Raw genomic sequence first — 17,702 nt, forward strand, 5'->3', positions numbered from 1 at the left:
CCCTGGCTATCTCCCCCCACGGGGGGGGCCGCGGGGCGCCCCCCCGGGCCCGGCGCGCCGGCGGGGGGGGGTCGCCCGCCTGCGCACGCTGCCGGCCGGCGCTCGGCGCGACCGGCCGGCTCCCCACGCCCGGACGGGCGGGATAGGAAGCGGACCATGAACGCCACGCTCGGCGCGATGATCACCGCCGTCGTCGGAGTGCTCGGCACCCTGCTTGCGCCCGTGCTCGCCCAGCGGGGCACCGACCGGCGGCGCCTGGCGGAGGCCGCCGAGGCGGAACGGCTGCGCCGGTTCGAGGAACGGCGGGCGGCGTACACGGCGGTGAACCGGGCCTCGCGGCAGTTCCACACGCTGCTGAAGGACGCCCTGCACCGGATCAGGGACGGCGTCTACTCCGCCGAGGAGCGGGATCAGGTCGAGGAGTCCCGCCGGGAGTACCGGGACCGGTACGCCGAGGCGCAGATGATCGTCCCGGAGCGCGTCCTGGCGGCCTCGCGGGACGTCAACCGCGTCCTGGCGGCGGCGGACGCCGCGGCCAAGCGGCTCGACCGCGGCCTCACCCGGGACGGCGAGAGCCCGCAGGGCGCGCTGGAGGACCTGAAGGACGCCGAACCGCTGCTGCGGACGCTGCAGCGGCTGATGCGCGAGGACCTGGGCGTCACGGACTGAGACACCGCGCGGCCCCCGGCGTCGCGCGCCGGGGGCCGGGGGTGGGTGGGGACCGGGGTGGGGACCGGGGTGGGTACGGGGGGCTGGGGGCCGGGGTGCCGCGGTCTCAGGCCGCGGGGGTCCGCTCGGTGACGGTGACCCGGCCCTTCTTGATGGTGGCGACCCGGGTGGCGCGCCGGGCGATGGCGGAGTCGTGGGTGACCATGACGAAGGTCAGCCCGTACTCCTTCCACAGCCCCTCCAGCAGGGCGAGGATCTCGTCACGGGTGCCCTCGTCGAGGGCTCCGGTGGGCTCGTCCGCGAGCAGCACCTTGGGGCGCTTCACCAGCGCCCTGGCGATCGCCACTCGCTGCTGCTGACCACCCGACAACTCGCCCGGCAGGTGGTGCAGACGGTCGCCGAGGCCGACGGAGGCGAGCGCCTCGGCGGCGCGGGCACGGCGTTCGGAGGCCTTGACGCCCAGCGGGACGAGGGCGGTCTCGACGTTCTCCTGGGCGGTCAGGGTCGGGATCAGGTTGAAGCTCTGGAAGATGATGCCGATGTTCTGCGACCTGACCTTGGTCAGCCGGGCCTCGCTCAGCCGGGCCAGGTCGGTGCCGTCCAGCTCCACCGAGCCCTCCGTCGGGCGGTCGAGGCCCCCGAGCATCTGGAGCAGCGTCGACTTGCCGCCGCCGGTCGGGCCCTGGATGACGAGCTGGTCGCCGTCCTCGATCACGAGGTCGACGCCGCGCAGCGCGTGCACGGTGTCCTTGCCGCGCGAGTAGCGCTTGGTCACGCCGCTCAGCTTGTACATGAGGTGACTCCTGAAGTCCTGAAGGGGAAGGGCGGGGGCAGCGCCACGCCGGGGGGAACGTGCGGAACGCGGCCCCCGGTCTCGTGGGGCGGGTACGGCTACTCGACGCGGCGCAGGGCGTCCGCCGGGCGCAGCCGCGAGGCCCGCCAGCCGCCGAAGGTCCCGGCGATCAGACCGCCCGCGACCGCCAGGACCACCGCGAGGACGATGGTGTTGACGCTGACCGGTGCCTGGAGGGCGATCTCGACGGCGTCACCGGCCGCGCGCCGGGCGGGGCCGCCGAGGCCACCGGGACCGCCGAGGCCGCCCCCTCCGCCGCCGACGGTGGCGTCCAGCGTGGGGCTGATCGTGGTGATGAGGTAGGCGCAGCCGAGGCCCAGGGCGATGCCGAGGGCGCCGCCGATGAGGCCGTTGACGATCGCCTCGCCCATGACCTGGCGGGTCACCCGGCCGCTCTTCCAGCCCAGCGCCTTGAGCGTGCCGAACTCGCGCACCCGGCGGGAGACCGCGGAGGAGGTCAGCAGCCCCGCGACGAGGAAGGCGGCGATCAGGACGGCGATGGAGAGCCACTTGCCGACGTTGGTCGCCAGGTTCGAGGCCGTGGACAGCGAACCGGAGACGGTCGAGGCCAGGTCGGAGGAGGTGGTGACCGTCGTACCGGAGATGTTCTTCTGGATCGCGGACTTGACGGAGCCGATCTTCTGGGAGTCGCCGGCCTGGACGTAGATCGTGGTGACCTTGTCCTTGGCGTCCGCGAGCGTCTGCGCCTGCTTGAGCGGGATGTAGACGTTGGCGGAGGAGGAGCCGCTGTCGGCGGTCGCGATGCCGATGATCTCGAACTTGGTGCCGGAGATCGTGAGCGTCTTGCCGACGGTCAGCTTCTTCTGCTTCGCGTACGCGCTGTCGAGCACGGCGACCTTGGCGTTGTCCTGCGCGCTGGTGAAGGTCTTCCCCGAAGTGATCTTCGACGAGGTCAGCGGACCGAGGGCGGGGTGAGCGACGTCCGTGCCGAAGACGGTGAAGTTGTTGATGTCGAAGTTGGCTCCGCCACCGCGCACCGTGCCCTGCGGCTGGCCGCTGCCGCCCCGCTGCCGGTCGCCGCTGCCCGGGGCCTGCTGGAACTCACCGCGCTGGAACTGGCCGTTGACCTTGATGACGACCAGGCTGAGCCCGCCGACCGCGTCCTTGACCCCGCTCTGCTCGGAGACCTGGTCGACGACCGAGGACTTCAGGGACTGGAAGCCCTGCACCATGACGCGGTCGCTGCTCTGCTCCTTGTCGTCGCCGCGCGCGTCGAACTGGAAGCGCGGTCGTTCCGCGGAGGACGAGTCCGGGTCGGCGGCCTTGGTGACGGTCATGTCGGTGCCCAGGCCGTACAACGACTGCAGCACCTTGCCCTGGGCCTGCGTCATGCCGGCCGACACCGAGTTGACGGTGATCACCAGGGCGATGCCCAGTGCGAGGCCCATCGCGATGACGAGCGCCGCTTTTCTGCGGCGTCGGAGTTCGCGCCGGAGGTATGTGAAGAACATGCGATTCCTCGCCGAGTCAGGAAAACGGGAAGCGGGAGGGAGGCGGTGCCTGTCTCTCCACTGCGGCGACGGTAGGAACCAGCGGTGATGAGAGCCTGAGCGGTGGATGAGAGCCGGATGAGAAACCCTCCCGCCGGGGCGGTGCGGCCACTGCAGTACCTTGCCCTGGACCCCCGCACGCCCGCCGGGCCGGGCCGGTGGCGGATTTGCGGAAGGCCGGGGCGGGGGCGCGGGCCGGATGAGAAGGTCGGCGCCCGGCGGGGAACGTCCCGGCGGGGAGATCGGCGGGGGCACGAGTGACCGCACGACGTGGGGAGACGCGGATATGACGGACGGAACACCGTGGGGCGGCGGCGGTTGGGGCCCCGGTCACGGGACCGGCGGCACGGGAGGCGGCGGCTTCGGACCGCCGCCCCCGCCGTCGCCGCCGTACCCGCCGCAACCGCAGGCCCACCTCCAAGCGCCCTGGTACCCGCCGCACAACGGCTACCCCACACCGCCGCCCCGGCGGCGCGGCCCGCTGCTGGCCGTGGCGGGACTGGCCACCGCGGCCCTGGTCGCCGGCCTCCTCATATGGGCTCCCTGGAGCGGCTCCGGCGACGGCAAGGGCCCGGCGGCGACCGCGCGCAAGGACCCGGCGGCGGAGGCCGAGCGCATGCTGCGCGAGGCGGCGGACACCATGGGCGGGACCCAGGTCGTCTCCTACCGGGGCGACTTCGCCCTCGACAGCGGGACGAGCACCCCGTTCGACCTGCAGACCACGCCCGGCGGCTGGGGCCGTGGCTCGCTGCAGGACGAGGGCGCCACCGTCCGGCTGCTCACCACCGACGACCACCGCCTGACCAAGGCCGACAGGGCGTACTGGAAGGACCGTGGCTACGCGGGCGACCTCCTCGACCGGATCGACGACCGCTGGCTGGACTCCTCCGCCGACCTGCCCGAGATCGACGACCTGGCGACCCCCCTGGACCCGGCCAACGTCTCGGCGCTGCTCCGTGACGCCGCCGACCGCGGCCGTCCGGACGCCATCTCCTCCTCCACGGTCGCCGGACGCCCCGTCAAGGTGCTGACCACGACCGGCGGCCGCTTCTGGATCACCGACTCCGCCCCCCGCACCCTGCTGCGCCTGGCCGCGGGCGACTCCCCCGCCGCCTCGGGGCCGCTGCCCCTGCCCGACGGCCTGGACACCACGGTGGCCGCGCTCACCGGCGCCGACCGCGAGACCTTCACGACCGCCTACGACCGGGACCTCGCCGACCTGAAGTCGGCCGTCGACCCGGCGGTCAGCTTCAGCACCACGGGGAAGGCCCGCTTCTCCCCCTGCGGCAACAGCAGTTGCACCGCCCGCTTCACCCTCCAGAACTCCCTGTACGACGCCCTGGACGACCCCGAGACCACCGACGACCCCGTGTACGCGGAGATCAGCATCGCCATCACCCTGGACGGCCGCAAGGTGAAGACCTGCGTCTTCCACAAGAAGATGAAGCCCTCCGGGACCGTGTCGCTCACCTGCACCGCCACCTACAGCGCCGCGACCACCAAGGACCACACCGTCCGCGGGCTCCCCGACGCCTGGGCGCGCGCGGTGCCGGACGACGAACTCTCCCGGCTGCGCGCGGACTTCGCCAAGGGCGTCGTGGACGGTCAGGCGGCCTGAGCCGCCCGGCGGGGCAGCGCCGCGCGGCCGCCGTCGAGGGTGACGTGCAGGCCGCCGGACGTGACGTCGACCGCGGTCGCCCGCAGGGCGAGGGGGTAGCGCGTCCGCGGGGCCCGGTCGGCCAGCCGCCGCTCGATCCGGTCGGCGACCGCCGGCGCGGCGGCCCGGCCCAGGAGCTCCGCGCCGGTCACGGTGACCGCCACCCGGCCGTCACGGAGCACCGGACGCACCGTCACCCACCCTATTCCGCCGCCGAGTTCGATCCGCAGCGTGCCCGCGACCGGGTCCGGTACGACGTCCGTGACCGGCAGGCCCCCGTCCCTACCGCCGCTCCCGGAGCGTGCGCGCAGCGACCCGGCGGGAACGCGGACGTCGGCATGGGACGACGTCACGGTGGGTGCGCCGCCGAAGCGGAGGCCGTCCAGCCGGACGCGCACCGAGGCGCCGGGCAGCCGCCCCACGGTGACGTCGTCGCCGGCGACCTCGACGCGGTCCAGGCGGTGGTGCGCCAGCGCGGACAGCGCCGGCCCGCCGCCGGTGTCGACCGCCACCCGGTCCGGGGCGACGCCGAGGGCGCGGCCCGCCGCGGCCGCGACGCGGTGGTGGACGACGCCCCGCGCGACCAGCTCACCGGCGCCGCCGGTCAGGGCCGTCAGCGCGACGGACGCCACCAGCACGGTCCTGGTCCGGCGCCACCGGACGGCCGTCACCGCGTCTTCCCGGCGGCCTCGGCGCGGGCGTGCGCGGGGACGGCCTCCGCGGCGCGGCCGCCGCCCTCCGGGTCCAGGCGGGGCAGCAACCGGTCCAGCCAGGGCGGGATCCACCAGTTGGCCCGGCCGAACAGGTACATCGTCGCGGGGACGAGGAGCAGCCGGACGATCGTGGCGTCGACGACGACGCTCACCCCGAGCCCCAGCGCCAGCATCTTGACGACCACGTTCGCCGACAGGAGGAAGGCGAGGAAGACGCTGGTCATGACGATCGCGGCGCAGGAGATGACCCGGGCGGTGGCGGCCAGCCCGTGCGCCACGCTCCCGTGGTCGTCGCCGGTGGCCAGCCAGGACTCGCGGATCCGGGAGAGCAGGAAAACCTCGTAGTCCATGGACAGCCCGAAGACGATGGCGAACATCATCATCGGGACGTAGGACTCCACCGGCACGCCCTCCCCGACGCCGAGCCACGGACCGCCCCAGCCCCACTGGAAGACGGCCACGACCACGCCGTACGCGGCACCGATCGACAGCAGGTTGAGCACCGCGGCCTTGACGGCGACCAGCGGGCTGCGGAAGACGGCGAGCAGCAGCAGGAAGGCCGCGCCGGCGACCACCGCGACGATGACCGGCAGCCGGTCCACCACGACGTCCCGGAAGGCGAGTTGGGCCGCCGTGGTCCCGGTGACGTGGCCCTGGGCGCCGGTGCCCCGCAGGGCGTCGGGCAGCACGTCGTCCTGCAGGCGGTGGACGAGGTCGGAGGTGGAGCGCTCCTCGGGCCCGCCCCGCGGGGTGACGGTCGCGACGAGCAGGGCGCCGTCGGGGGTCGCGGACGGGGTGGTCGCGGCGGCCACGTCGCCGGCGCCGGTGAGGGCGTCGTGCAGTGACGCCCCGAGCCGTTCCCGGTCGGCCGTGGTCCGGGTGCGGTCGGGGTCCAGGGCGACGACCACGGTGAGCGGACCGTTGGTGCCCGGGCCGAAACCCTCGGAGAGCAGGTCGTACGCCCGGCGGTCGGTGTTGCCGGCCGGACCCGCGCCGGCGTCGACGTGCCCCAGCCGCATCGAGGCCAGCGGCACTGTGAGCACCCCGAGCGCCAGCACGCCCGCGGTGAGGAAGAGCCAGGGGCGCCGCCCGACGGCGCGGGCCCAGCGGTGCCAGACGTCGGCGCCGCCCGGGGCGGGCTCGTCCACCGGTGTGCGCACCGACCAGCGGTCGATCCGGCGGCCGAGCAGCCCCAGCAGCGCGGGGGTGAGGGTCAGTGAGGCCACGGCGGCGACCGCGACGGTGACGCCCGCGGCGGCGCCGAGGGTGCCGATGAAGACGACCCCCGAGGCGTACAGGCCCGCCAGGGCCATCGCCACCGTCACGGCCGCCACGATCACCGCCCGGCCGCTGGTGGCGAGGGTGCGTCCGGCGGCCTCCGCGGGATCGTCGACGGTGTGCAGCAGCCCGCGGTGGCGTGTGGTGAGGAAGAGCGCGTAATCCAGGCCCACGCCGAGGCCCATCATCGTGGCCAGCGTGGGGGCGGCGGCACCGAAGGACCAGGCCGCCGCGAGCAGCCCCAGCACGGCCGTCCCGGCGCCCAGCCCGAGGACCGCGGTGAGCAGCGGCAGCCCCGCCGCCGCGAGGCTGCCGAAGCCCAGCAGCAGCACGGCCACCGCGGTGCCCAGACCGATCGCCTCCGAGGCCCGGTCCGCCGCCTTGGGCCGCGCCAACTGGCCCAGCGGACCGCTGTACTCCACGGTGACGCCGTCGGCGCGCAGCGCCGAGACCGCGGCGTCGACCTCGGCGACGTAGGAGCGGTCGAGGGTCGCGGGGTTCGTGTCGAAGCGGACGCTGACGTACCCGATGGCGCCGTCGGGGGAGACCGCGCCCGGGGTGGTCGGCGGGCCGGCCGCGGACAGGACGTGCGGCAGGTCCGCCACGCGGGCGACCGCCGAGGCCACGGCGTCCCGGTGGTCCGCCAGCCCGCCGTTCCGTGCCCGCAGCACGATCTGCGAGGCGGTGCCCCGGGTGCCGGGCGCGCCATGGGCGTCGAGGAGGTCCGCGCCGGTCTGCGCGGAGGTGCCGGGCAGCGCGAAGTCGTCCTGGTACGCACCGCCCCAGGCCCGGTCGGCGGCGACCGCGGCCAGCAGCACCAGCAGCCATGCGGCGATCACCCGCCACGGGTGCCGGGCGCAGCCGCGTCCGGCCCGGTGCAGCAGACCGGGTCCGGCGGTGCGGGGCGGGCGGGTCCTGCGCAGCAGGAGGACGACGGCGACGAGCGCGACGACGCCGGCCACCAGGGTGGCGCCGAGCAGTGCGGACTCCGCGCCGGCGTATGGGAATGCCACGACCGGTTCCTCCCTCCGCCCGGCCGGTCCGCCGGGCACCGTCCGCATCGTGGCGGACGGACGCAAGGACGGCGTTGGCGGAATGTTCGGGGAGTGTCAGGATCCCCGCCGCCCGAGGCGCCGCGGCAACAGGGGTGGTTAGCATCGGGGCCATGGCGGAAGAACGAGGCCTCGTCCTGGTCGTCGAGGACGAACGGCACATCGCCGACCTGCAGCGGCTGTACCTGACCCGGGAGGGCTTCGGCGTCCACATGGAGGCCGACGGTCCCTCCGGGCTCGCCGCGGCCCGCCGGCTGCGGCCCGTGGCGATCGTGCTCGACATCGGGCTGCCCGGGCTCGACGGCACGGCGTTCTGCCGCGCGCTGCGCGACGAGGGCGACTGGACGCCGGTCCTTCTGGTCACGGCACGCGACGAGGAGGCCGACCGGATCCTGGGTCTGGAGCTGGGCGCGGACGACTACGTGACCAAGCCCTTCTCGCCCCGCGAACTCGTCGCCCGCGTCAAGACCGTCCTGCGCCGGGTGGACGGCCCGCCCCGCGGCGGACGGCCGCGCACCCTGGGCCCGGTGGCACTGGACCCGTTGCGCCGGACCGTCCACAAGGACGGTGAGCCGCTCACCCTGACCACGACGGAGTTCAACCTCCTGGCGTGCCTGATGAGCCACCCCGGCCAGGTCTTCACCCGTGACCAGCTGCTCGCCCACGTCTGGGGCGCGCCGGACTACCGCGAGGGCCGTGTGGTGGACGTCTACGTCTCCCAACTGCGCTCCAAACTCGGCGACCCCTCCCTGATCCGCACGATCCGCGGCGTCGGCTACAGCGCCGCCCCACCCTGCCCGGCCCCGGCATGACCGGCCGCGGTTCGCTCGCCGGGAACCTCGTGCTGCTCACCACCGCCGTGGCGGCCGTCGCCGTGCTGCTGGCCGGGCTGGCGTCGTGGCACACGATCCGCACGACCGCCGAGGCGCAGGAGCGCGACCGGCTCGCACGGCAGGCCGACGTGCTCAGCCGCACCCCGGCGCTGTCGTCCCTGCTGCTGGAACGTGAGCAGCGGCTGGCCGGGTCGAACGGCGTCGAGCTCGCGGTGGTCGCGCCGGACGGTACGACGGCCGGACCGGCGGCGCCCGCCGTCACCACGTCCGTGCTCGCGGCGCTGCGTGGCGGGGACCCGGCGTCGGCGACGGCCGCCCTCGGCGGGCGTGCCGTGCTGGTGGAGGGTCATCCGTCCCCGGGCGGCGGCGCGGTGGTGCTCACCAAGCCCTTCACCGCGGTCGACGACGCCGCCGCCCGCATCCGCGGCGGTCTCGCGCTGCCCCTGGCCGCCGGTCTGGCGGGCGCGGGTGCGGCCGGTGCCCTGCTGGCCCGACGCCTGGCCCGTCCCCTGACCGCGGCGGCCCGCACCGCCCACCGCCTCGCCGCCGGCGAACGCGGGCTCGCCCTGCCGGACGACGGCCCGGCCGAGGTCGCCGAACTGTCCGCCGCGCTCACCGCCCTTGACGCCGCCCTCGCCCGCAGCGAGAACCGGCAGCGCGCGTTCCTGCTCTCGGTGTCGCACGAGATCCGCACCCCGCTGACCGCCGTGCGCGGCTACGCCGAGGCCCTCGCCGACGGGGTGATCGGCCCCGACGGCCTTCCCGCCACCGGCCGCACCCTGCTCGCCGAGACCGGCCGTCTCGACCGCTTCGTCCACGACCTGCTGGACCTCGCCCGCCTGGAGGCCGACGACTTCCGGCTCGACGCCGCGCGGACCGACCTCGACGCCCTCGTGGAGGACGCCGGCGCCGTCTGGGCCCACCGCTGCGCCCGCCACGACGTACGCTTCCGGCTCGAACGCCCGGGCCGCCCGCTGCCCGCCGACACCGATCCCTTCCGGGTCCGCCAACTCCTCGACGGCCTGGCCGAGAACGCGCTGCGCGTCACCCCGGCGGGCCGCCCGCTCGTGCTGGCGCTGCGCGCCGAGGGCGGCGAGGCCGTGTTCGAGGTCCGCGACGGCGGCCCGGGACTGACCGAGGACGACCTCACCGTCGTCTTCCAGCGCGCCGCCCTCGCCACCCGCTACCGCGGCGTCCGCCCCGTCGGCACCGGCCTCGGGCTCGCCATCGCCCACCGCCTCACCACGTTGCTGGGCGGCACCATCTCCGCCGCGTGCGCCTCCCCCGAGGGGGGTGCCTGTTTCACGGTGCGGCTGCCGACGCGTACGTGAGCGCGCGTGTGCGGGTGTGGCGCCGTCGTGGTTGCGGTTGGGGGTTTCCCCGCCGCCCTCCCGATTGCCCGGCGCGGTCAGTGACCGCCTCGCTGCGTACGTATGGGGTCGGTGCCGCGCCGGGGCACCTCCTCGGCGCTCGCGGCGCTGCCCCACGTCATCCGGCGCCGCGCGCACCGCTCGTCGCCTGCGGGGGCACCCCGCCACACCCCCTCTTGCCGGTTGGGGCGACTGACGGCCGGTGGGGGTTCCGAGAGCGGTTCGGGGTTGCCGCAAGTGCCTTACTGACCCCCCACCGGCCGTCAGTCGCCCCAACTCGCGGGAGGGGGTGTGGCGGGGTGCGCCCATGGGGGTCCCCCCGGCCGAAGGCTGGGGGAGACGAGCGGCGAACCCGGGCGCCGAATGATGTGGACGTAAACCGCGAGCGCTGTGGGGGTCCCCCCGGCCGAAGGCTGGGGGAGACGTGCGCCGGCGCGGCACCGACCCCAACCAAGCAGAGCGCGGGCCCGCACTGACCGTGCCGGGCAATCGGGCGGGAGGGCGGGTGGACGCCCGCCGCAGGCGCCAACAACCCGCACACAACCACCGGGCAGCCCGGCGCAGCCGCCCGCAGGCGCAAACAACCCGCACACAACAACCGGCCGCAACCACAACCCCCCGCCCCGGGCAACGCACTTGCCGGGAGTTCACTCGAAGAGGTTCGCTGGTGCCCCATGAGGTACACACAGCTCGGCCGCACCGGCCTCAAGGTCAGCCGCATCGTCCTGGGGACGATGAACTTCGGCGGGCAGACGGACGAGTCCACCAGTCACGCGATCATGGACGCCGCGCTCGACGCGGGGGTCAACTTCTTCGACACGGCGGACATCTACGGCACCGCCGAGGACAAGGGCCTGACGGAGAAGGTCATCGGCTCGTGGTTCGCGCGGGGCGGGGGCCGCCGCGACAAGGTGGTGCTGGCCACGAAGGTCTACGGGAACATGTCGGCGGACGGGAAGGCGTGGCACGAGGAGTCGTGGCCGAACCACGACCGGCTCAGCGCCCTCAACATCCGCAGGGCGGTCGAGGCCAGCCTGCGGCGGCTCGGCACGGACCACATCGACGTCTACCAGTTCCACCACGTCGACCGGCGCACCCCGTTCGAGGAGATCTGGCAGGCGGTGGACGTGCTGGTCCGCCAGGGCAAGATCCTCCACGCGGCGTCGTCGAACTTCCCCGGCTACAAGATCGCGCAGGCCAACGAGGCCGCCGCGAACCGCGGTTCGATGGGTCTGGTCAGCGAGCAGTGCCTGTACAACCTGGCGGAGCGCCGCGCCGAGCTGGACGTGATCCCGGCGGCGCGGGAGTACGGGCTCGGTGTGATCCCGTGGTCGCCGCTGCACCAGGGGCTGCTGGGCGGCGCGCTGCGCAAGGAGCGGGAGGACGGCGGGGCCCGCACCAAGGTGGGCCGGTCGGCGGCGGGGCTGGCCGACCCGGTGGTCCGGGCGCGGGTGCAGGCGTACGAGGACCTGCTCGGCAAGCACGGGCTGGAGCCCGGCGAGGTCGCTCTGGCCTGGCTGCTGACCCGGCCCGGGGTCACCGGGCCGATCGTGGGGCCGCGCACGCCGGAGCAGTTCGCCTCGGCGCTGCGCGCGGTGGACCTGGAGCTGGACGAGGAGCTGCTGGCGGGTCTCGACGAGATCTTCCCCGGACCGGGTCCCGCCCCGGAGGCCTTCGCCTGGTGACCGGGTCCGGTGGCGCCGGCCCGATCAGGCCGGCGCCGCCGCGAGCCGCTTCGTCAGCACGCGCTCGGGGCGGCCGTCCGGCATGACCCCGCCGGGGCCCCCGTCGTCCGCGAAGCCGTTGCGCACGTAGAGCGCCGTCGCGGCCGCGTTGCCCTCCGCGACGGCGAGGTGGAGCAGGGCGACGCCCGCGGTGCCCGCGGCCCACTCCTCGACGGCCCGGATCAGCAGGTCGGCGACGCCGCGGCCGCGGGCCTCGCCCGCCACCCACATCGAGATCAGCTCGGCGCTGTCCGGCAGTTCGCCGGGGACGCCGCTGGCCATGCCGCGGGGCCGGCCGTCCACGAGGGCGACCAGGTTGTACGAGCCGGGCAGGGCGAGCCGGTCGCGCCAGCGTTCCTCGCGGTCGCCGTCGCCCCGCCAGTCGGCGAGCCGGGCGCCGAAGGCGTGCGGCGCGTCGGCGAGCGCGGCGAGCCGCAGCTCCCGCCAGAGCGGCCAGTCGTCGGGGGTGAGCACGCGCAGTTCGATCACCCCCGCAGGGTGCCGCCGGGCCGGGCCCGGCGGCAACCCGGTTTCCGGCGGGCTCAGCGGGTGCCGAGCAGGTGGTCCATCGCCAGCTGGTCGAGCTGCTCGAAGGCGGACCCGCGGGTCGCGACGGCGTCGGCGTCGAACTCCTCGTAGGCACCGCGGTCGGCGAGCAGGCCGGCCAGGGTCTCGCCCTCGCCGAGGGTCGGCTGCGCCAGCTCGTCCAGGCGGGAGGCCTTCAGCGCCTCCTGCACGGCCGGGTCGGCGCGGAACGCGGCGGCGCGCTCCTTGAGGATGAGGTAGTTGCGCATGCCGCCGGCGGCGGAGGCCCACACGCCGTCCATGTCCTCGGTCCGCGGGGGCTTGAAGTCGAAGTGGCGCGGGCCCTCGTAGCCGGCCGTCTCCAGCAGGTCGACCAGCCAGAACGCCGAGCGCAGGTCGCCGGCGCCGAAGCGCAGGTCCTGGTCGTACTTGATGCCGGTCTGGCCGTTGAGGTCGATGTGGAAGAGCTTGCCGTGCCACAGCGCCTGGGCGATGCCGTGCGGGAAGTTCAGCCCGGCCATCTGCTCGTGGCCGACCTCGGGGTTGAGGCCGACGAGCTCGGGGTGGGCCAGCTCGTTGATGAACGCCAGCGCGTGGCCGATGGTCGGCAGCAGGATGTCGCCGCGCGGCTCGTTCGGCTTGGGCTCGATCGCGAAGCGCAGGTCGTAGCCCTGCTCCAGGACGTACTCGCCGAGGAGGTCGAAGGCCTCCTTGAAGCGGTCGAGGGCGACCCGCACGTCCTTGGCGGCACCGGACTCGGCGCCCTCGCGGCCGCCCCAGGCGACGTAGACCTTGGCGCCCAGCTCGGCGGCGAGGTCGATGTTGCGGATGGTCTTGCGGAGCGCGAAGCGCCGGACCTCGCGGTCGTTGGCGGTGAAGCCGCCGTCCTTGAAGACAGGGTGGGTGAAGAGGTTGGTGGTGGCCATCGGCACCTTCAGGCCGGTGGCGTCCAGGGCCTGGCGGAACCGCTTGATGTGGCCCTCGCGGGCGGTGTCGTCCGAGCCGAAGGGGATCAGGTCGTCGTCGTGGAAGGTGACGCCGTACGCGCCGAGCTCGGCCAGCCGGTTGACGCTCTCGACGGGATCGAGGGCGGGGCGGGTCGCGTCACCGAAGGGGTCGCGGCCCTGCCAGCCGACGGTCCAGAGACCGAAGGTGAACTTGTCCTCGGGGGTGGGGGTGAAACTCATCGCGGCGGCTCCTATTCGTAAGACCACTGAACAAATTAATATGCCATCGCCGCTTTGTGAAGGGAGCCGCAGGATGGGTAACGGACCGATCGCGCTGGGTGTGGACAGCTCCACCCAGTCGACCAAGGTGCTCGCAGTCGACGTGGAGACGGGCGAGGTGCTGGCCAGGGGACAGGCCCGGCACACAGTGAGTGAGGGCGCCGGCCGCGAGACCGACCCCGAGGTGTGGTGGCGTGCGCTCGGCGCCGCCCTCGCCCAGATCGGGCCGTACGCGGAGCGCGCCGACGCCATCGCGGTCGGCGGCCAGCAGCACGGCCTGGTCGTCCTCGACCCGGTCGGCCGGCCCCTGCGGCCCGCCCTGCTCTGGAACGACGTGCGGTCCGCCCCGCAGGCCGCCGCGCTGGTGGAGCGGCACGGCGCCGCGTACTGGGCGGAGCGCTTCGGCAGCGTGCCCGGCACGAGCTTCACGGTGACCAAGTGGGCCTGGCTCACCGAGCACGAGCCGGAGACCGCCAAGGCCGCCGCGGCCGTGCGCCTCCCGCACGACTTCCTCACCGAACGGCTCGGCGGCGCCGGCGTCACCGACCGGGGCGACGCCTCCGGCACCGGCTGGTGGGCCACGGACACCGAGACGTACGACGAGGCGCTGCTCGCCGAGATCGGCCTCGACCCGGCCCTGCTGCCCCGGGTCCTGGGCCCCGGCGAGGCCGCGGGGGTCACCCTGCCCGGGCTGCCGCTGCGCGAGGGCGTCCTGGTCGGCGCGGGCACCGGCGACAACGCCGCCGCGGCCCTCGGCCTCGGGCTCCTCCCCGGTCAGCCCGCGCTGAGCCTCGGCACCTCCGGCACGGTCTACACCCCCGCCGCCACCCGGCCCACCGACCCCAGCGGCATCGTCGCCGGCTTCGCGGGCGGGCACGGTGACTGGCTGCCGCTGGCCTGCACCCTCAACTGCACCCTCGCCGTCGACAAGATCGCGGGGCTGCTCTCCCTGGACCGCGAGGCGGTCGAGCCGGGCGGCGGCACGGTCCTGCTGCCCTTCCTCGACGGCGAGCGCACCCCCAACCTGCCGTACGCCTCCGGGCTGCTCACCGGGCTGCGGCACGACACCACCCCCGGGCAGATCCTCCAGGCCGCGTACGACGGCGCGGCGTACGCCCTGCTCACCGCACTCGACCAGGTGCTCGCGGTCGACGGCACCACCTCGGACGAGCCCCTGCTGCTCATCGGCGGCGGCGCCCGCGGAACGGCGTGGCGGGAGACCGTGCGGCGTCTGTCGGGGCGGGCCGTCCGGATCCCCGTCGCGGACGAGCTGGTCGCGCTGGGCGCGGCCGCGCAGGCCGCCGGCCTGCTCACCGGGGAGTCCCCGCAGGCCGTCGCCCGCCGCTGGGACACCACGGCCGGCCCCTCCTACGACCCCGTCCCGCGCGACGACGCCGCGCGCGACCGCCTCGCGGCGGCGCTGGCCGACTCCTTCGACGTGCGGTGAGCCGGTCGCCCCGCCCGGGGTCCGGCCGCCGGGCGGGGCGTGCGAGGGTGGGGGCAGGACGACGTTGACCAGGACGGATGACGGACGAGAGCGGAAGGGGACCGGGGCGTGGCGGAAGGGCCGGGGTCGCAGGCGGGGTTGCGACGGCGGAATCTGGCGCTGGTGATGCGAGCCGTGGCGGAACACGGCGAGGTCTCGCGCGCGGCCGTCGCCGCCGAGGTCGGGCTGACCCGGGCCACCGTGTCGACCCTCGTCGACGAGCTGCTCGCGGCCGGCCTGCTGGTGGAGCTGGGCACCCAGCGCCCCGGCACGGTCGGCCGCCCCGGCACCGCCCTGGCGCTGAACGACACCGGTCCGGCGGGCCTCGGCGCCGAGGTCGGGGTGGACCACCTCGCCGCCGTCGCCGTCGACCTGCGCGGCACCGTGCGCGCCCGGGCCCGTGTCGAGGCGGACAACCGCGGCCGTCCGGCGCCGGAGGTGCTGCGCGAACTCGCGGCGCTCGTCGGCGAGGTGCGGCGGGAGGCGCGGGCCGCCGGACTGAGCGCGGCCGGACTGACGCTCGCCGTGCCGGGCCTGGTCGGCCGGGACCGGCAGGTCGTGATGCGGGCGCCGAACCTCGGCTGGGAGGACGTCGACGCCGCGGGCTGGTTCGACCGGGCCGGCGGCGACAGCCTCTCCGGAGCCCGCATCCCGGTCACCGTCGAGAACGAGGCCAACCTCGGCGCCCTCGCCGAGCTCTGGCTGGGCGGCCACGAGGGCGTCACCGACTTCGTGCACGTCTCGGCGGAGATCGGCATCGGCGCGGCGCTGGTCGTCGACGGCCGGCTGTTCCGCGGGGCGCGCGGCTTCGCCGGGGAGCTCGGCCACGTGCCCGTGCACCCGACGGGCCCGCGCTGCTCCTGCGGGGCCCGCGGCTGCCTGGAGCAGTACGCGGGCGAGGAGGCCGTGCTGCGCGCCGCGGGCATCGCCCCGGAGCGGCCGGACGCGCTCAAGGCCCTCCAGGCGGCCGCCGTGGAGGGCGACCCGGCGGCGTTGAAGGCGCTCGCGGCCGCCGGGCAGGCCTTCGGGATCGCGCTGAGCGGCGCGGTGAACCTGCTGGACCCGCAGGCCGTCGTGCTGGGCGGCACGCTGGCCTCGCTGGCGCCGTGGCTGCGCTCGGCCGTCGAACGCGAGCTGGGCCGCCGCGTGACGGACCGTCAATGGCGCGCGGACGCCGTGCGGGTGTCCCGGCTGGGCCGCGAGGGCGTGCTGCTCGGGGCGGCGTACAGCGTGGTGCGCTCGGTCCTGGACGACCCCCAGGCGCTGCGGACGCGGTAGCCCCCGCGGCGCCCCGTCAGGACCTGCGTCCGGACCCGGCAACAGCCTCGCAACAGCTCGTCACGGCTCGTCACACGACGTACGGAACCGTCACCTCGGGCCGTTACGATGCGCTGCGCGGCGCGGCCGGGGGGCGGCGCCGGTCCGTGTTCCGGAGGGGGATCCCTGTGTTCGTGCTGTCCATCCTGCTGCTCATGGCGGCGGTCGTGCTGTTCTTCGTCGCCCGGGGCCAGAGCTCCGTCGGCTGGAAGCTGGGAGCGGCGCTCAGCGCCCTGGCGGGCGTGCTGGCCGGCGTCTTCGCGTGCGTCCACGTCGTGAGCGCCTACGAGGTCGGCGTCCCGGTGACCTTCGGCAAGGTCGGCTCCCCGCTGACCTCCGGCATCCACTTCAGGTCGCCGTTCACCGACGTCACGTCGTTCTCCACGCGCCCGGTCGACCTCGATCTGCACGACAAGGACGTGGTCGAGGTGCGCTCCTCGCAGGGCGGGGTGCTCTACGCCGACGTGACCATCAAGTGGGCCGTGGTGCCCGCCAAGGCCGTCGAGCTCTACCGGCTGGCGGGCAACGAGGAGGCCATCCAGTCGCGGCTGGTGATGCCGGACAGCCGCGAGATCATCCGCAACGTCTTCGCCAAGCACAGCAGCGAGGAGGGGTACGCCTCCGGCCGCGAGCGGATCGGGTCGGAGATCGACGCCCTGATCAAGCAGCGCCTCGCCCCACGCGGCATCGACGTCACCGCGGTGAACCTGCGCAACGTGCGGCCCTCCGACCAGTTGCAGGAGCAGATCGACAAGAAGATCCAGCAGCAGCAGGCCACCGAGCGGGCCACCGAGGCGGCCAGGACGGCCAAGGCCGAGGCGGAGCGCAAGCGGATCGAGGCGGAGGGCATCGCGAGCGCCAACCGGATCATCGCGCGGTCGCTGAGCGACAAGGTGCTCTACAACCAGTGCCTGGACGCCTACCGCGAGGCCGCGAAGTCCAACCCCGTGTACGCGGTGCCTTGCGGCACGGGCGCGAACGGCTCCCCGGTCATCGTGGACGGCACGAAGGACTGACGGCCCGCCCGAGGAGGGCGCCGAGGACGCCGCAGGGGCCCGGAACCATGAGGTTCCGGGCCCCTGCCGCCGTCCGGGGCGGGAGCGGTCTCAGACCGCGCTGCCGGCCTTCCAGGCGCTCCAGCTCATGTTCCAGCCGTTGAGGCCGTTCGCCGGGTCGACGGTCTTGTCCTTGGAGTTCTTCACGGTCACGACGTCGCCGACGATCGAGTTCGTGTAGAACCAGTAGGCGTCCGTGGAGGTGTCCTTGGCGCCCTTGGTGTCGTTCAGGCCCACGCAGCCGTGGCTGGTGTTGACGGCGCCGAACACCGAGTCGGCGCCCCAGTAGTTGCCGTGGATGAAGGTGCCGGACGTGGTCAGGCGCATGGCGTGCGGCACGTCCTTGATGTCGTACTCGCCCTTGCCGTCGTCGTCGGTGAAGCCGACGGTGGCGCCGTTCATCCGGGTCTCGGTGAACTTCTCGGAGATCACC

15 protein-coding genes are annotated in these 17,702 nt (G+C 74.7%); 8 read left to right on the forward strand and 7 right to left on the reverse strand.

The window, feature by feature from the left end; all coding sequences use genetic code 11:
* Positions 1 to 156 precede the first annotated feature (156 nt).
* On the forward strand, positions 157 to 669 hold the full coding sequence (locus ACFV3E_RS33200) for a hypothetical protein (RefSeq protein ID WP_500538118.1): 513 nt from the start codon (positions 157 to 159) through the stop codon (positions 667 to 669).
* 106 nt (positions 670 to 775) lie between these two features.
* On the opposite strand, the gene ACFV3E_RS33205 is transcribed toward ACFV3E_RS33200, so the two are convergent.
* Positions 776 to 1,462: an ABC transporter ATP-binding protein gene (locus ACFV3E_RS33205; RefSeq protein ID WP_500366811.1), complete on the reverse strand. Its 687-nt coding sequence runs from the start codon at positions 1,460 to 1,462 to the stop codon at positions 776 to 778.
* Positions 1,463 to 1,560: 98 nt separating this feature from the next.
* Entirely contained in the window at positions 1,561 to 2,994 is a 1,434-nt protein-coding gene (locus ACFV3E_RS33210) for an ABC transporter permease (RefSeq protein WP_500538120.1), read from the reverse strand.
* A gap of 325 nt (positions 2,995 to 3,319) precedes the next feature.
* Here ACFV3E_RS33210 and ACFV3E_RS33215 point away from each other — a divergent pair, with 325 nt between their 5' ends.
* Entirely contained in the window at positions 3,320 to 4,651 is a 1,332-nt protein-coding gene (locus tag ACFV3E_RS33215; RefSeq protein ID WP_500538122.1) for a hypothetical protein, read from the forward strand.
* Here ACFV3E_RS33215 and ACFV3E_RS33220 read toward each other — a convergent pair.
* Together ACFV3E_RS33220 and ACFV3E_RS33225 are read right to left on the reverse strand one after the other, a co-directional pair.
* Entirely contained in the window at positions 4,639 to 5,361 is a 723-nt protein-coding gene (locus ACFV3E_RS33220; RefSeq protein ID WP_500538124.1) for an LmeA family phospholipid-binding protein, read from the reverse strand. The genes ACFV3E_RS33215 and ACFV3E_RS33220 overlap by 13 nt on opposite strands.
* Positions 5,358 to 7,694: an MMPL family transporter gene (locus ACFV3E_RS33225; RefSeq protein WP_500538126.1), complete on the reverse strand. Its 2,337-nt coding sequence runs from the start codon at positions 7,692 to 7,694 to the stop codon at positions 5,358 to 5,360. Before ACFV3E_RS33225 ends, ACFV3E_RS33220 begins: the two co-directional genes overlap by 4 nt.
* A gap of 152 nt (positions 7,695 to 7,846) precedes the next feature.
* Between ACFV3E_RS33225 and ACFV3E_RS33230 the strand changes: the two genes are divergently transcribed.
* From ACFV3E_RS33230 to ACFV3E_RS33240, 3 genes are all read left to right on the forward strand, one after another.
* Complete coding sequence (locus ACFV3E_RS33230) at positions 7,847 to 8,545, forward strand: response regulator transcription factor (protein WP_500538128.1); 699 nt, start codon at positions 7,847 to 7,849, stop codon at positions 8,543 to 8,545.
* Positions 8,542 to 9,897 carry a sensor histidine kinase gene (locus ACFV3E_RS33235; protein WP_500538130.1) on the forward strand — a complete coding sequence of 452 codons (1,356 nt, stop codon included), beginning with the start codon at positions 8,542 to 8,544 and terminating at the stop codon, positions 9,895 to 9,897. The genes ACFV3E_RS33230 and ACFV3E_RS33235 overlap by 4 nt, the downstream gene beginning before the upstream one ends.
* Before the next feature lie 713 nt (positions 9,898 to 10,610).
* Entirely contained in the window at positions 10,611 to 11,621 is a 1,011-nt protein-coding gene (locus tag ACFV3E_RS33240) for an aldo/keto reductase (protein WP_500538132.1), read from the forward strand.
* Between the two features lie 24 nt (positions 11,622 to 11,645).
* Here ACFV3E_RS33240 and ACFV3E_RS33245 read toward each other — a convergent pair whose 3' ends face one another.
* Together ACFV3E_RS33245 and xylA are read right to left on the reverse strand one after the other, a co-directional pair.
* Positions 11,646 to 12,149, reverse strand: a complete 504-nt coding sequence (locus ACFV3E_RS33245; RefSeq protein ID WP_500538134.1) for a GNAT family N-acetyltransferase — start codon at positions 12,147 to 12,149, stop codon at positions 11,646 to 11,648.
* A gap of 53 nt (positions 12,150 to 12,202) precedes the next feature.
* Positions 12,203 to 13,372 (reverse strand): xylose isomerase, encoded by a 1,170-nt coding sequence (gene xylA / locus ACFV3E_RS33250; RefSeq protein WP_500538136.1) that lies wholly within the window; start codon positions 13,370 to 13,372, stop codon positions 12,203 to 12,205.
* A gap of 73 nt (positions 13,373 to 13,445) precedes the next feature.
* Between xylA and xylB the strand changes: the two genes are divergently transcribed.
* The 3 genes from xylB (at position 13,446) to ACFV3E_RS33265 (ending at position 17,230) form a co-directional block, all read left to right on the forward strand.
* A complete protein-coding gene (xylB, locus tag ACFV3E_RS33255) occupies positions 13,446 to 14,858 on the forward strand; it encodes a xylulokinase (protein WP_500538138.1) in 1,413 nt (470 codons plus the stop codon).
* A 165-nt stretch (positions 14,859 to 15,023) separates the two neighbouring features.
* Positions 15,024 to 16,175 (forward strand): ROK family protein, encoded by a 1,152-nt coding sequence (locus ACFV3E_RS33260; RefSeq protein ID WP_500538148.1) that lies wholly within the window; start codon positions 15,024 to 15,026, stop codon positions 16,173 to 16,175.
* 167 nt (positions 16,176 to 16,342) lie between these two features.
* The gene (locus ACFV3E_RS33265; RefSeq protein WP_500366828.1) at positions 16,343 to 17,230 is read left to right on the forward strand and encodes a prohibitin family protein; all 888 of its coding nucleotides are present in this window, start codon (positions 16,343 to 16,345) and stop codon (positions 17,228 to 17,230) included.
* Between the two features lie 90 nt (positions 17,231 to 17,320).
* Here the strand turns inward: ACFV3E_RS33265 and ACFV3E_RS33270 are convergent.
* Positions 17,321 to 17,702: L,D-transpeptidase (locus ACFV3E_RS33270; protein ID WP_500538140.1), on the reverse strand; the 382-nt coding region annotated here is incomplete at its 5' end.

The organism is Streptomyces sp. NPDC059718 (genome assembly GCF_042733315.1).
Classification (GTDB): Bacteria; Actinomycetota; Actinomycetes; order Streptomycetales; family Streptomycetaceae; genus Actinacidiphila.

Coding starts and splice junctions, on each gene's coding strand:
- ACFV3E_RS33200 (WP_500538118.1), top strand. CDS start 157: ATGAACGCCACGCTCGGCGCGATGATCACCGCCGTCGTCGGAGTGCTC.
- ACFV3E_RS33205 (WP_500366811.1), bottom strand. CDS start 1,462: ATGTACAAGCTGAGCGGCGTGACCAAGCGCTACTCGCGCGGCAAGGAC.
- ACFV3E_RS33210 (WP_500538120.1), bottom strand. CDS start 2,994: ATGTTCTTCACATACCTCCGGCGCGAACTCCGACGCCGCAGAAAAGCG.
- ACFV3E_RS33215 (WP_500538122.1), top strand. CDS start 3,320: ATGACGGACGGAACACCGTGGGGCGGCGGCGGTTGGGGCCCCGGTCAC.
- ACFV3E_RS33230 (WP_500538128.1), top strand. CDS start 7,847: ATGGCGGAAGAACGAGGCCTCGTCCTGGTCGTCGAGGACGAACGGCAC.
- ACFV3E_RS33235 (WP_500538130.1), top strand. CDS start 8,542: ATGACCGGCCGCGGTTCGCTCGCCGGGAACCTCGTGCTGCTCACCACC.
- ACFV3E_RS33240 (WP_500538132.1), top strand. CDS start 10,611: ATGAGGTACACACAGCTCGGCCGCACCGGCCTCAAGGTCAGCCGCATC.
- xylA (WP_500538136.1), bottom strand. CDS start 13,372: ATGAGTTTCACCCCCACCCCCGAGGACAAGTTCACCTTCGGTCTCTGG.
- xylB (WP_500538138.1), top strand. CDS start 13,446: ATGGGTAACGGACCGATCGCGCTGGGTGTGGACAGCTCCACCCAGTCG.
- ACFV3E_RS33260 (WP_500538148.1), top strand. CDS start 15,024: ATGCGAGCCGTGGCGGAACACGGCGAGGTCTCGCGCGCGGCCGTCGCC.